This window comes from Gordonia sp. (in: high G+C Gram-positive bacteria), from assembly GCF_020438995.1.
Lineage (GTDB): Bacteria > Actinomycetota > Actinomycetes > Mycobacteriales > Mycobacteriaceae > Gordonia.
Genome location: NZ_JAGQTN010000013.1, coordinates 24,648 through 37,039 on the forward strand (window position 1 = coordinate 24,648; position 12,392 = coordinate 37,039).

The window sequence follows — 12,392 nt, forward strand, 5'->3', positions numbered from 1 at the left end:
CCCTCGGGGAGAGCAAAACCGGACACCCAAGGGGAGGAACACATGCCCTATCTGGGTCTGATCACCCTGGCCGTGCTGATTCTGGCGCTCATCGACATCGTCCGCGCCGACGAGAAGTCGATCCACGGGCTGCCGAAGTTCACGTGGATCATCCTCGTGTTGATCATCCCGATCATCGGTGCGTTGCTGTGGATCGGGTTCGGCCGGCCCACCGCGGACGACGTCGCGGAGCCGGCCCGGCCGCGCGGCGAGTTCCCCGAATACGATCATCCGCACCGGGCCCGCGCCTCCGACCCCGAGGCCGACCGCGAGTTCCTGCGCCAGGTGCGTGCCCGCGCCGAGGAGCAGCGCCGCAAAGCCCGCGAGCAGCAACAACGCGGCACCGACGAACAGACCCCCGGATCCTGATGCGGGGGTCTGTCGGGCCGGGACGCTAGCCGACCTTGGCGGGGGTGCGCACGTCCATCGAGCCGATGTGCTGCTGCGACTCGACGAGGCCCTCGTCGCTGGGCTTCTGGCCGTCCACGAGCACCCGCTGACGCTGCTTCATCCGCAGTCCCTGATGCGCCTGACTCGGGATGTCGTAGCCGTACTTTGCCTGCGCCTGACGAGGGGTCATCGTGATGGGGTTGCGGGCGGGGATGCCCAGCAGCATCGGTGCGGCCACCGGGAGGGTCTGCGGTGCGAGCAGATCGAACGTCAGGAGCTTGGCGTTGATCGAACGGGCGAGCGCGCTGTGGATCAGCTTGTTGGGCAGCCGGACGGCGGCGTCGAGCAGCGGTCCCTGGTTCAGTCCGGCCATCTGCCGCAGGTGCTTGGGGTAGGTGGAGATGACGGCCTTGCTCATCAGCCACATCGCCGGAGCGAGCGCCTTCTTCTGCCATTCGGGCATGTCGGGCGGCAGTGCGACGTTCAGCGGCATGATGAAGTGGATCATGTCCTGGGCGGCCTCGGATGCCGCGAGGTGTGGGCGCCAGGCGGCGAAGTACTCGCGCACCTCGTCGCGGCTGCGGGGCACCTCCGAGACGTCGGCGGTGGTCAGTTCGGCGGCCCGGGCGCATTCGGCCCAGAACTGGTTCTCCTCCTCCGGCGACAGCTTGCCGGGGCCGAACTTCTCGTAGCAGTAGAGGATGGAGTGCCAGGCGGTCATGTGGATCCACAGCTGCGACGACGGCCTGTTGGCGTCGTACTCCCCGCCCGTCACCGGGTCGCGGCCGACGGCCTTGGAATGCACCTTGACCAGCACGTCGGCGGCCTTGGCAGTGGGTTCGGTGGCGCCGAACGCGACCATCGCGAAGTAGCGCAGGGTGCGGCCGTAGCGGGTGCTGGGACGGTACTTGACGCCGCCCGACTCGACGACGGCGGCGGCGAGGTTGGGGTCGAAGTGTTCGATCGTGACGGACCGGACAAAACCGAGGATGTACGAGGTCGGGTAAGACCACACCTTCCAGGTGACCGACCCGGGCCCGAAGAACCCGTAGTCGTCGGCGGGCTGGTACTGCTTCGCGAACTGCTCTCGTGTCTTGAGACCGAACATGGCTTCCTATTTCATCGTTTGCGAACGCTCATCTGTGAGCGCCGTCTCACTGCCGAAGTTACCATTACTCGTTGTCACATGTAACCCCCCGTCACAGATAAAAAGCCGGATGGCCGGCCACCCGCGAGAGTGACCGGCCATCCGGTGTATTCGTTGTCGCGATCAGGCGCGAACCCGAGTCGAGCGAGGGGCTCTCAGAAGCCCATGCCGCCCATCTCGTCGCCACCCGGCATCGCCGGTGCGGCGTTCTTCTCCGGCTTGTCGGCGACGACGGCCTCGGTGGTGAGGAACAGAGCCGCGATCGAGGCCGCGTTCTGCAGCGCCGAGCGGGTGACCTTCACCGGGTCGTTGATGCCGGCGGCCAGCAGGTCCTCGTACACGCCGGTGGCGGCGTTGAGGCCGGTGCCCAGCGGCGAGTGCAGCACTTTGTCGGCGACCACACCGGGCTCCAGGCCCGCATTGAAGGCGATCTGCTTGGCCGGAGCCGACAGGGCGACCTTCACGATGTTGGCGCCGGTGGCCTCGTCACCTTCGAGCGAGAGGGCGTCGATGGCGGGCTCGGACTGCAGCAGGGCCACGCCACCACCGGCGACGATGCCCTCTTCGACGGCAGCCTTGGCGTTGCGCACGGCATCTTCGATGCGGTGCTTGCGCTCCTTGAGCTCGACCTCGGTGGCGGCGCCGGCCTTGATGACGGCAACGCCACCGGCCAGCTTGGCCAGCCGTTCCTGCAGCTTCTCGCGGTCGTAGTCGGAGTCGCTGTTCTCGATCTCGCCGCGGATCTGGGCCACACGGCCGGCGATGGCGTCGGGATCGCCCGCGCCCTCGACGATGGTGGTCTCGTCCTTGGAGACGACGATCTTGCGGGCGGTGCCGAGCAGCTCGACGCCGGCGGTCTCCAGCGACAGGCCGACCTCTTCGCTGATGACCTCGCCACCGGTGAGGATGGCGATGTCGGCCAGCATGGCCTTGCGGCGGTCACCGAAGCCCGGGGCCTTGACGGCGACGGACTTGAAGGTGCCCTTGAGCTTGTTGACGACCAGGGTCGAGAGGGCTTCGCCCTCGACGTCCTCGGCGATGATCAGCAGCGGCTTGCCGGCCTGGATGACCTTCTCCAGCAGCGGCAGCAGGTCCTTGATGGTCGAGACCTTGCCCGAGACCAGCAGGATGTACGGGTCGTCGAGAACGGCTTCCTGACGGTCGGCGTCGGTGACGAAGTAGCCCGAGATGTAGCCCTTGTCGAAGCGCATGCCCTCGGTCAGTTCGAGCTGCAGGCCGAAGGTGTTCGACTCCTCGACGGTGATGACGCCCTCTTTGCCGACCTTGTCCATGGCCTCGGCGATGAGCTCGCCGATGGACGGGTCGCCGGCCGAGATGCCCGCGGTGGCAGCGATCTGCTCCTTGGTCTCGACCTCCTTGGCGCTCTTGAGGAGGGACTCGGTGACGGCCTCGACGGCCTTCTCGATGCCGCGCTTGAGACCCAGCGGGTTGGCGCCGGCAGCGACGTTGCGCAGGCCCTCGCGGACGAGTGCCTGAGCCAGAACGGTGGCGGTGGTGGTGCCGTCGCCAGCGACGTCGTCGGTCTTCTTGGCGACCTCCTTGACGAGCTCGGCACCGATCTTCTCGTAGGGATCCTCGAGCTCGATCTCCTTGGCGATGGACACACCGTCGTTGGTGATGGTGGGGGCGCCCCACTTCTTCTCCAGGACAACGTTGCGGCCCTTGGGTCCCAACGTGACCTTGACTGCGTCGGCGAGGCTGTTGAGCCCACGCTCGAGGCCGCGACGGGCCTCTTCGTCGAACGCGATTTGCTTGGCCATGGGTAAGTGATCCTCCGATAGGGGGTGACACCAGGTATCTATGGCCGGAACTCGGTGCCCGCGACGGACGACCGGCGTGTCAAAAAGGACCGATCTCACCGTCCCGACCTGGCACTCACGGTCCGCGAGTGCCAAAGACCGTTTTAGCACTCGGCCCCGGCGAGTGCAAGATATCCGCCGACAGCTGAACGGCGATGGCCGTGACCGAAACCTGCCCCGTCTGCGACGACAGCCACGCGACGACAGCCACGCGACGACGCGAACATCGGGGTCCGGCTTGAACACCTCGCAGCCCCGAGCCACATGCAGCCCGAAAGTCGAGTAGTCGACTACTCGTGTCCACGCGACCAGGTGACCCGACACTGAGCACACGGCAGTTCACCAGGCTGCCGGGACCGGCATCGGCAGGCCGCGATGTGGCCGGACTCGGGGATCCAACCGTTCCATCCGCCCGGCTGATCCCAGCTATGACAATCAGGAGGCCGGACGTCCGCAGAAACTCCCCGGACCTCCATACGAAGGAGAGCAATCGTGATACGAAAGATCGTCGTCGCATGTGCGATCATGGCGTCCGCTTCGGGTGCCACCGGACCGTGGGCCGGTGCTACGGATGCGGCGCCGATGAAGCTCAACCCCGGACTCACCACCTTCCCGAGCGTGTGCACCGTGAAGAACTGTCAGGTCGTCCACCTCCCCGGCTATTCCAAGTACCGCGCCGAGATAAAGGTCACGGGAACATCAACACCCAGGGCGGCTCTGTTTCGGGATTCGACCGCACCGCGCTGTGAACGGTACTTCGAAGTATTCGTTGACAAGGCCCGGAGGGGCTGCTACCGGAGTGCGGGAGAGGTCCCGGTCACGAGCGTCGGCATCGGCCCCGGGTCGATGGGAGATTTCTCCGAGTACACCTTCGTCGTACGCGGTCTGACTCCCGGCCGGCGTTACCTACTCATGGTCGTCGATGACACAGGGACGCGCGGTGGGCTGACCGACGTCATCACGGTCAGCGACTCGTCCCCGGTCTATCGGCAGCATCTCGGATAGCCCATGTGCGGGGCGTCGGCCGGCAGACTGTCGAGCTCGTCGTAGGTGAACACCTCGTCGTAGCAGCCGAGGCCGACGGTGAAATCGGTGTTGCCGGTCACAAGTTGAATCGCGCCTCAGGTTTACGGCGCGGCGCAACCCTCAACCGACGGTGAACTCGTCGCTGCGGCCTATGCCCGACAGCCGGCCGCCGCCCCAGCTTCCGCTGCTGTAGGACTCGGCGATCGCCGTATAGGTGCCCGGACCGATGTCGACGGTCAGGGTCGCGGACGGCGCGATCACGCCCAGGAATTCCGGGGCGCAGCCGGCGGCGGCGAGGAAGACGCGGGCGTGTGCGTACTCGCCTGCGTCAGCGACCGGGGCCGCCCAAGTCACCGAGAGCCGCCCTGAGTCGACCACTGTCCGCACGGTCAGCGCGGCCGTCCCGGCGGGCTCGGCTTGTCGTCTCCACAGTCGCACAAGCGCCAGGCTACTGCCTCTCGGACCCACAGTATTGTCGACGCAATGGAGTACCTGCTGATCGTCGCCGTGGCACTGCTCGCGATCATTGCGGTCGTCGTCATCTTCAACTATCTGGGAAACCGTCAGGCCCGGCAGGCACAGGCCGATTCGGTGGCCGCACGAGCGTACGCTCCGCGCGACCCTTTCGCCGGCGCCGACGACGACGCGGTCCACGGCAACCCGCGCAACCTCGTGCCGGGCGACATGATCGACATCCGCGGCACCACCTACGCCGTCCGGGGCACGCTGCGGCTGAGCCAGGACGGCTACGAGTGGACCGAGAACTTCGTCGACACCGGGACCGGCCGAAAGAGCTGGATCTCGGTCGAGGACGATCCCGACCTCGAGGTGGTGCTCTGGCAGGAACTGGGCCCGCACACAATCAGCCCGGGCCCATACACCCTCGACCTCGACGGCCGCCGCTACGCCTCCGCCGAGTCCGGCCAGGCGCGGTTCACCTCCACCGGTACCACCGGCGTAGCGCCGAGCGGTCTCATGGCCTATCACGACTATGAAAGCGGGGACCGGCGGTTGTCGTTCGAGAACTTCGGCAGCGGTTGGGAGGCCGCGCGCGGCGAGGTGCTGCACCACACCGACTACCGCATCTATCCGTCGACCACCCGGGGCATGTGATGACTCCCCTGGTACCGGGCACACCGCCCCCGCAAACCGAACTGCCCGTCGCCTACGCCGATACGTGCGCGAGCGCGCTCGGGTTCTCCCTCACCACACCCCTGCAGGAACCGCTGGCCCAGGTCGACGGCATGGTGGCCGGTCTGCCCGTGTCGTTACGGTTGCTCGGCGCCAGCCATCAGGTGCTTGTCGGGCAGTCCGCGCATCTGCTGGAGACCGTCGCCTGCCTGCCCGATGTCACCTCGGATCTGCCGTTGTCGTTCCAGGAATCGGGCTACTACTTCAATGCCCGCACCGACATAGTGGGCGCCGATGCCCTGGCCACTATCGTGGAGACCATTGTCCGCGAGGCCGACGAGCATCACAGCCGCGGCCTGCCCGCGCTTGTCGGACGATTCCCCGGATCGCCGCTCGCGCTCACCGCCGTACTCGCGGGCCCGGGCGCGGACACGCCCGGGTCGCAGGCACTGGTCGTCTGGCGCACCTGGCACACATATCCGCAGACCGGCGAGGTCGTCGTCACGTCGAGCTCGCTGTGGCGCGGCGGACCGGCACACAGCGAGGCACAGTCGTGAACCGGGCGCAGCGATGACCCCGGGCACCCCGGATCCCAGGCACCGGCTCAACCGGATCCGCAACATCATCATCGGCGTGATCATCGTGGTCGCGGCGCTGGCGATGACCGCCACCTGCACCGCCGACGTCACGCGCAGCGGGGCACGCAACTACGTGACGTCGCACTATTCACACCATGCCGCCCTCGATGAGGGTGCGGTGAAAGCGTACGTCGCCGACGGCTCACCGGCGACGGTCGCCGCGCAGATCCGCAATGCGGAGAAACCCATCGACCAGCGCACGGCCACCCCTGCCACACTGACGACCGGCGGACAGTCCGGCACCTTCCTGCAGTACCCCGACTACGTGATCGGCCTCTTCGACTACGGGACCGACCAGACGCGGGTGATGGTCAGCAAGGACTACACCACGGGATACACCCACTATCACAATTACGTGGGCAGGCACTGGGTGCCGACACCGGCGTATTCGGGGTCCGGCAGCAGCAATCGAGGCGGCGGCAGTGGCAGCGGCAAGTAGAGGAGAACAATGCTCGACAATCTGATCGAGAACTCGTATTCGGCTGCCGCGTACGCGGGTGTCGGGGTGGTGCTGATGGCGGTGTCGTTCGTCGTGATCGACGCGCTCACGCCGGGCAGACTGAGCGACCACCTGTGGGGCGCGCGCAACCGCAACGCCGCGGTGCTGGTCAGTTCCAACCTGGCCGGCGAGGCGATCATCGTGGCTGCGGCCATCGTCGCGAGCGAGGGCGGTCTCGGTGAGGGGCTTATCTACACGATCGTGTACGCGCTGATCGGGCTGGCCGTCATGGCGCTGGCGTTCGTGCTGGTCGACCTGCTCACCCCCGGGAAGCTCGGTGAGATCCTGCTGGAGGAGAACCCGCATCCGGCGGTCTGGGTGCACGCCACCCTGCATGTGGCGATCGGTGTGATCGTCGCCGTGTCGATCCTGTAGTGAGCAGCGACGTCGGCTCACCGGGTTTCGAGGCCCGGTCGCCGGGCGACCTCGCACCTCAACCGCCGCGGGGGTGGCTCGGGGGTCGCGGATTCGCCCGTGCCGCCCTGTTGGCCGTCGTCTTCGTGTGCGCCGCGTGCGGTCTGGTGTACGAACTCGCGCTGGTGTCGCTCGGTTCGTACCTGATCGGCAACACCGCCACGCAGGCCTCGATCGTGCTGTCGGTGATGGTGTTCGCGATGGGTGTCGGGTCGCTCGCCGCCAAGCCGCTGCAGCGACACGCGACGATCGCGTTCGCGGTGATCGAGCTGTCGCTGGCTTTGCTCGGCGGGTTGTCGGTGATGGCGCTGTACTGGGCGTTCGCCTATCTGGAGCTGTACACGCCGGCCCTGGTGGTGGTGGCGTTCGTGCTCGGTCTGCTGATCGGCGCCGAGATCCCGCTGCTGATGGTGCTGCTGCAGAAGATCCGCAGGCAGGACGCCGGGTCGGCGGTGGCTGACATGTTCGCCGTCGACTACATCGGCGCGCTCGTCGGCGGGCTGTGTTTCCCGTTCCTGCTGCTGCCGTGGTTCGGGCAGCTTCGCGGGGCGATCATCGTCGGACTCGTCAATGCCGTCGCGGGCTGTTTTCTGGTGTTCGTGGTGTTCCGGCGGTCGTTGCGACCGCCCGTCGCGACCATGCTGGGAGCCGGTGCTGCCGCGGTGATCGTGGTGCTCGTGGCGGCACTGGTGCTGTCCGGGCGGTTCGAGGTCACCGCACGTCAGGCGCTGTTCCGCGACCCGATCGTCGCTGCCGAACGCACCCCGTACCAGGACATCGTCATCACCGAACGTCAGACCTCGGCCGGACCCGACACGAGGCTGTTCCTCAACGGCGACCTGCAGTTCTCCTCGATCGACGAGTACCGCTATCACGAGGCGCTGGTGCATCCGGCGCAGATCCACCCGGGCGATTCGGTGCTGATCCTGGGCGGCGGCGACGGTCTGGCGCTGCGGGAGGTGCTGGCTTACCCGGATGTCCGCGCCGCCACGCTCGTCGAACTCGACCCCGAGATGATCTCGCTGGCCCGCCACGATCGACGGCTGCGCACACTCAACCGGGGGTCGATGTCCGATCCGCGCGCGACCATCGTCGCCGCGGATGCGTTCTCGTGGCTGCGCAAGAGCCGGCAGTTGTACGACGTGATCATCATCGACATGCCCGACCCGGATGAATCGGCGACGGCCAAACTGTATTCGGTGGAGTTCTACGCGCTGGCCAAGGCTCACCTGGCCGTGGGCGGGCGGATGGTGGTGCAGGCCGGCTCACCGTACTTCGCGCCGCGCTCGTTCTGGTGCATCGTGGCCACCCTGCGGGCCGCGGACCTGCACACCATCCCGTACCACGTCGATGTGCCGTCGTTCGGGGACTGGGGTTTCGTGCTGGCGAGCGACAGTCCCGTCTGGCCGACGATGTACCAGAAGCATCCACCGCTGCGATTTCTCACCGAGGACGTGCTGACCGCCGCCACCACGTTCCCGAAGGACCGCGACAAACTGGACGTGCCGGCGTCGACGCTGATGGACCCCAGGATCCTGCGGTACGCCCAATCCGAATGGAGCTTGTACTAGGGCGTGTCTCCTATGGCCGCCGCATCTCCAGATTCACCTTCGCGACCATCGCGTCGAGGGCGAATTTGGGTTTGACGTTCTGGTCCAGGGCCTCGCGGCACTCCAGGACGGCATCGACGCAGCGCAGGAGCTGCTCGGGGCTCGCATATCCGGCCATTCCGGTGACGATGGAGTCGGTCTTGTCGGGGTGCATCGCGGTGACGTGGGCACCCATCGACAGCAACAGCGCATCACGGAACAGGGCGGCGAGATCGACGAGGGCCCGATCGAGGACGTCGCGCCCGACGCGGGTGGCACGGGATTTCTGCCGTTTCTCCAGGTCCTTGAGGGCGCCGGCGCTGCCGCGCGGCATGCGGGCGGTGCCCTTGCCCTCACCACCGGCACCGAGTGCCGTCTTGAACTCTTCGAGTTCGGCGGCGTCGAGCTGGGCGCTGAGCGCTTTGGCGGCCTCGTCGGCGGACCGGACGAGCGCCTCGGCCGCGGCGTAGGCGGTGGAGTCGCGGGTGGCGGCCCGGGCCAGACCGAGAGCCTGTTCGCGCTGGGCGACGGCGTCGTCGTCGGTGGCCAGACGTTTGGCACGGCCGACGTGACCGCCGCACACCGACGCCGCCCAGCGGGCCTTGGCCTCGTCGATGCCGTCGCGCTCGATCAGGACCCGGGCGATGGCGTCGACCGCGGGAGCGCCGAGCGCGACGTGCCGACAGCGCGAGCGCAGGGTGACCGAGATGTCCTCGGGATCGACCGACGGCGCGCACAGCAGGAACACGGTCCGCGCGGGCGGCTCCTCGACAACCTTGAGCAGCGCGTTCGCCGCGGACTCGGTGAGCCGGTCGGCGTCCTCGACGATGACGATCTGCCAGCGGCCGGTACCGGGACGGCGCGAGGCCAGCTGCACGATGTCGCGGACGACGGCCACCGACAGGCTCAGGCCGTCGGGGACGACGTGGCGGACATCGGCGTGGGTCTCGGCCATCACGGTCACGCAGGCGCGGCACTCGCCGCAGCCGACATCGGCGGGGTCGCCGGCCTGGCACTGCAGGGCGGCGGCGAAGGCGGTGGCCGCCACCGACCGGCCCGATCCGGGTGGTCCGGTGAACAACCAGGCGTGCGTCATCGACGCCCGCGACGCGGCATCGAACGCATCGGTCGCGGCGCCGTCGGCGCCGGGGTCGGGGTCGGGGTCGGCGAACATCGACACCGCACCGGCGGCGGCCTCGTCGAGCCGGGCCGCGACACCCCGTGCCGCACGCGCGGCGGCGCGCAGGTCGACCTCCGCGGCACGCTGCCCGATCAGCCGATCAAAGACATTCGTCACAGTTGTTCACTGTAATCTCCTGGTCAGACTCCGCTGAACGACCGAAGAGTGTGTAACTTTTGCAAGCATCCAGCTAACGTGGTGACGTGGTAGAGCGCCGATCACAATGGTCGAAGGGCGTACACCTTGCCCGCTGGCTGGTGCACACGCCCTGGCCTCTGCTCGCCCTCGACATGCTGCGCGCCAACCTTGTCGGCGCGCTGTTCACCTTCGCGTTCCTGCGCTTCGGCATGCCCACCCAGGACGCGCTCACCTTCAACGACGTCGCCGGCACATCGCAGGCCGTGTTCATCGGCTACCTGCTGATCGCGACCATCGTCGGCGGCTACTTCACCATCCGGCTGTCGTTGCCGGTGCTGATCTGGCAACGACGGCGTTCGCGTCTCGACGACGAGTTCGCCCGGCATCGCGCCCTGCAACTGCCGGCACTGCTGACTCGTCTGAACCTGGCGATGTGGATCGTCGGCGGCAGCGTCTTCGCCATCACCAATCTGGCGGTGTCGCAGAAGAACGCGTTCATCGGGGCGGTCGCCACCCTGATCGGTGCGCTCGTGACGTGCGTGCTCGGGTATCTGCAGGTGGAGAAGGTACTGCGACCGATCACGGTCGCCGCGATGGCCAACGACCCGGACAGCGCGTCGGCGCCGAGTATCACCACCCGCATCACCGTGTTCTGGGCGGTCAGCGTCGGGGTTCCGCTGGCCGTCATCGTGCTGCTGATCACGCTGGAACGACTCGACTGGGTCAACACCGACGCCGTCGGGATCCAGCGTCCGATCGTGTGGATGGCCACCGCCGCGCTCATCTTCAGCACAATCGCCATCACCCGCGTGGTCGGGGCTATCAACGACCCCATCAAACAGCTCCGCAAGGCACAGAACGAGGTGTCGGCGGGCAACCTCAACGCGTCGGTGAAGATCTACGACGGCAGCGACCTGGGCCTGTTGCAGGCCGGGTTCAACGACATGGTCGCCGACCTGCGCGAACGCCAGGACCTGCGCAACCTGTTCGGCCGCTACGTCGGTGAGGACGTGGCCCGCCGGGCGATCGAGACGGGCACCGAACTCGGCGGCGAGGAACGCTACGTCGGGGTGTTGTTCGTCGACATCGTCGGCTCGACGCGGCTGGCCGTCGACCATCCGCCGCGTGAAGTGGTGGAACTGCTCAACGAGTTCTTCCGGGTGGTGGTGTCGGTCGTCGGCAAGCACGGCGGCTTCGTCAACAAGTTCCAGGGCGACGCCGCCCTCGCCATCTTCGGCGCCCCGCTCGACCTCGACGACTTCTCCGGATGCGCCCTCGCCGCGGCCCGCGAACTGCGCGAGGAGCTGTACCACTCACTCGGCGACACCGACATCGGTATCGGCGTCTCGGCGGGCAAGGCCATCGCCGGGCACATCGGCTCCGAGCAACGCCTGGAGTACACGGTGATCGGCGACCCGGTGAACGAGGCCGCCCGGCTCACCGAACTCGCCAAGGACGAGCCGACGCGGGTCCTCGGTTCGGCGCGCGCGGTGTTCCTGGCCTCGGCGGAGGAGTCGACGCACTGGGAGATCGGCGAGGGCGTCGAGTTGCGTGGCCGCGGCATCGAAACCCTCCTCGCCCGGCCCCACGAGGTGCCCACCGACCCGACCGCAGACGAGAATTGACCAGGCCGGCGTTACCGTTGCCGGCACTCCTTACTTTACTTAGAATCCTTACATGACATCAATGTATGCGACTATTACCTCGAAAGGACAGATCACGCTGCCCGCCGAGGCCCGGCGCGCGCTGGGTCTACACGCGGGGCAGAAGGTCAGTGTCCGGGTGGAAGGCAACTCGCTCGTGATCGACGCACCGCAGAGCATCGATACATTGCGCGCACGGATCCGGAAGGAAGCTGTCGAGCACGGCACGTGGGGCACGATCCCGACCGCGGGCGATGGCTGGACCGCACGCGCCGAGGACTTCCGTGCCGACAATTGATACCAACATCATCCTGCGCTGGTTGCTCGACGATGTTCCCGAGCACACCGCTGCGGCGCAGCGGTTACTCGACAGCAGCAACTGTGTTGTTCCGGACGTGGTGCTGACCGAGACCGTCTACGTCCTGGAACGCGTTATGCGGCTCTCTCGGGACACCATCGCCGATTCCATCGACGCGGTTCTCGCGATCGCCAACCTCGACGTGAACCGAGCTGTCTGGCAGGACGCACTCACCGGCTACCGCACGCGACCCAAACTTTCGATCACCGACACTTACCTGGCCTCCCTGGCGAACCTGACCGGAAACACCCCGCTGTACACGTTTGACCGCAAGCTGGCGAACCAGACCAGTGCCGCTCAACTACTGCACTGACTCCGATCAACGCCGGTTCACCAGGGTGGCGTCGTGTCGTCGGCGACGGCCTTCTTGGCCGCTGTCG

General features: G+C 67.2%; 15 protein-coding genes. 10 read left to right on the plus strand and 5 right to left on the minus strand.

What is annotated here, in order from left to right:
• The first annotated feature begins 42 nt into the window (after positions 1 to 42).
• Positions 43 to 408 carry a PLDc N-terminal domain-containing protein gene (locus KDB67_RS00860; protein WP_291011190.1) on the plus strand — a complete coding sequence of 122 codons (366 nt, stop codon included), beginning with the start codon at positions 43 to 45 and terminating at the stop codon, positions 406 to 408.
• 25 nt (positions 409 to 433) lie between these two features.
• Here KDB67_RS00860 and KDB67_RS00865 read toward each other — a convergent pair whose 3' ends face one another.
• Both KDB67_RS00865 and groL read right to left on the minus strand, forming a co-directional pair.
• Positions 434 to 1,537 carry an oxygenase MpaB family protein gene (locus tag KDB67_RS00865; protein ID WP_291011192.1) on the minus strand — a complete coding sequence of 368 codons (1,104 nt, stop codon included), beginning with the start codon at positions 1,535 to 1,537 and terminating at the stop codon, positions 434 to 436.
• A gap of 194 nt (positions 1,538 to 1,731) precedes the next feature.
• Positions 1,732 to 3,357, minus strand: a complete 1,626-nt coding sequence (gene groL / locus KDB67_RS00870; RefSeq protein WP_291011194.1) for a chaperonin GroEL — start codon at positions 3,355 to 3,357, stop codon at positions 1,732 to 1,734.
• Positions 3,358 to 3,888: 531 nt separating this feature from the next.
• Here groL and KDB67_RS00875 point away from each other — a divergent pair.
• Positions 3,889 to 4,401 carry a hypothetical protein gene (locus KDB67_RS00875; RefSeq protein ID WP_291011197.1) on the plus strand — a complete coding sequence of 171 codons (513 nt, stop codon included), beginning with the start codon at positions 3,889 to 3,891 and terminating at the stop codon, positions 4,399 to 4,401.
• Here the strand turns inward: KDB67_RS00875 and KDB67_RS00880 are convergent.
• Positions 4,380 to 4,502 carry a hypothetical protein gene (locus tag KDB67_RS00880; protein ID WP_291011199.1) on the minus strand — a complete coding sequence of 41 codons (123 nt, stop codon included), beginning with the start codon at positions 4,500 to 4,502 and terminating at the stop codon, positions 4,380 to 4,382. The genes KDB67_RS00875 and KDB67_RS00880 overlap by 22 nt on opposite strands.
• A 40-nt stretch (positions 4,503 to 4,542) precedes the next feature.
• Complete coding sequence (locus KDB67_RS00885; protein ID WP_291011202.1) at positions 4,543 to 4,860, minus strand: hypothetical protein; 318 nt, start codon at positions 4,858 to 4,860, stop codon at positions 4,543 to 4,545.
• 45 nt (positions 4,861 to 4,905) lie between these two features.
• On the opposite strand from KDB67_RS00885, the gene KDB67_RS00890 reads away from it, so the two are divergent.
• Genes KDB67_RS00890 through KDB67_RS00910 form a run of 5 tightly spaced genes read left to right on the plus strand, consistent with a single transcriptional unit; the run spans position 4,906 to position 8,675 of the window.
• Positions 4,906 to 5,535: a DUF4178 domain-containing protein gene (locus KDB67_RS00890; protein ID WP_291011205.1), complete on the plus strand. Its 630-nt coding sequence runs from the start codon at positions 4,906 to 4,908 to the stop codon at positions 5,533 to 5,535.
• A complete protein-coding gene (locus KDB67_RS00895; RefSeq protein ID WP_291011208.1) occupies positions 5,535 to 6,110 on the plus strand; it encodes a DUF2617 family protein in 576 nt (191 codons plus the stop codon). Before KDB67_RS00890 ends, KDB67_RS00895 begins: the two co-directional genes overlap by 1 nt.
• A 13-nt stretch (positions 6,111 to 6,123) precedes the next feature.
• Positions 6,124 to 6,630, plus strand: a complete 507-nt coding sequence (locus KDB67_RS00900; RefSeq protein ID WP_291011210.1) for a DUF4247 domain-containing protein — start codon at positions 6,124 to 6,126, stop codon at positions 6,628 to 6,630.
• 9 nt (positions 6,631 to 6,639) lie between these two features.
• Positions 6,640 to 7,065 carry a DUF350 domain-containing protein gene (locus KDB67_RS00905; RefSeq protein ID WP_291011212.1) on the plus strand — a complete coding sequence of 142 codons (426 nt, stop codon included), beginning with the start codon at positions 6,640 to 6,642 and terminating at the stop codon, positions 7,063 to 7,065.
• Positions 7,065 to 8,675, plus strand: coding sequence for a polyamine aminopropyltransferase (locus KDB67_RS00910; RefSeq protein ID WP_291011214.1), 1,611 nt, complete (start codon positions 7,065 to 7,067; stop codon positions 8,673 to 8,675). The genes KDB67_RS00905 and KDB67_RS00910 overlap by 1 nt, the downstream gene beginning before the upstream one ends.
• Positions 8,676 to 8,685: 10 nt before the next feature.
• Here KDB67_RS00910 and KDB67_RS00915 read toward each other — a convergent pair whose 3' ends face one another.
• Positions 8,686 to 9,990: a DNA polymerase III subunit delta' gene (locus KDB67_RS00915; RefSeq protein ID WP_291011217.1), complete on the minus strand. Its 1,305-nt coding sequence runs from the start codon at positions 9,988 to 9,990 to the stop codon at positions 8,686 to 8,688.
• A 173-nt stretch (positions 9,991 to 10,163) separates the two neighbouring features.
• Between KDB67_RS00915 and KDB67_RS00920 the strand changes: the two genes are divergently transcribed.
• Genes KDB67_RS00920 through KDB67_RS00930 form a run of 3 tightly spaced genes read left to right on the plus strand, consistent with a single transcriptional unit; the run spans position 10,164 to position 12,325 of the window.
• Positions 10,164 to 11,636, plus strand: coding sequence for an adenylate/guanylate cyclase domain-containing protein (locus KDB67_RS00920; RefSeq protein WP_291011227.1), 1,473 nt, complete (start codon positions 10,164 to 10,166; stop codon positions 11,634 to 11,636).
• 52 nt (positions 11,637 to 11,688) lie between these two features.
• On the plus strand, positions 11,689 to 11,952 hold the full coding sequence (locus KDB67_RS00925; protein WP_291011220.1) for an AbrB/MazE/SpoVT family DNA-binding domain-containing protein: 264 nt from the start codon (positions 11,689 to 11,691) through the stop codon (positions 11,950 to 11,952).
• Positions 11,939 to 12,325, plus strand: coding sequence for a PIN domain-containing protein (locus KDB67_RS00930; RefSeq protein WP_291011222.1), 387 nt, complete (start codon positions 11,939 to 11,941; stop codon positions 12,323 to 12,325). The genes KDB67_RS00925 and KDB67_RS00930 overlap by 14 nt, the downstream gene beginning before the upstream one ends.
• The last annotated feature ends 67 nt before the right edge of the window (positions 12,326 to 12,392 follow it).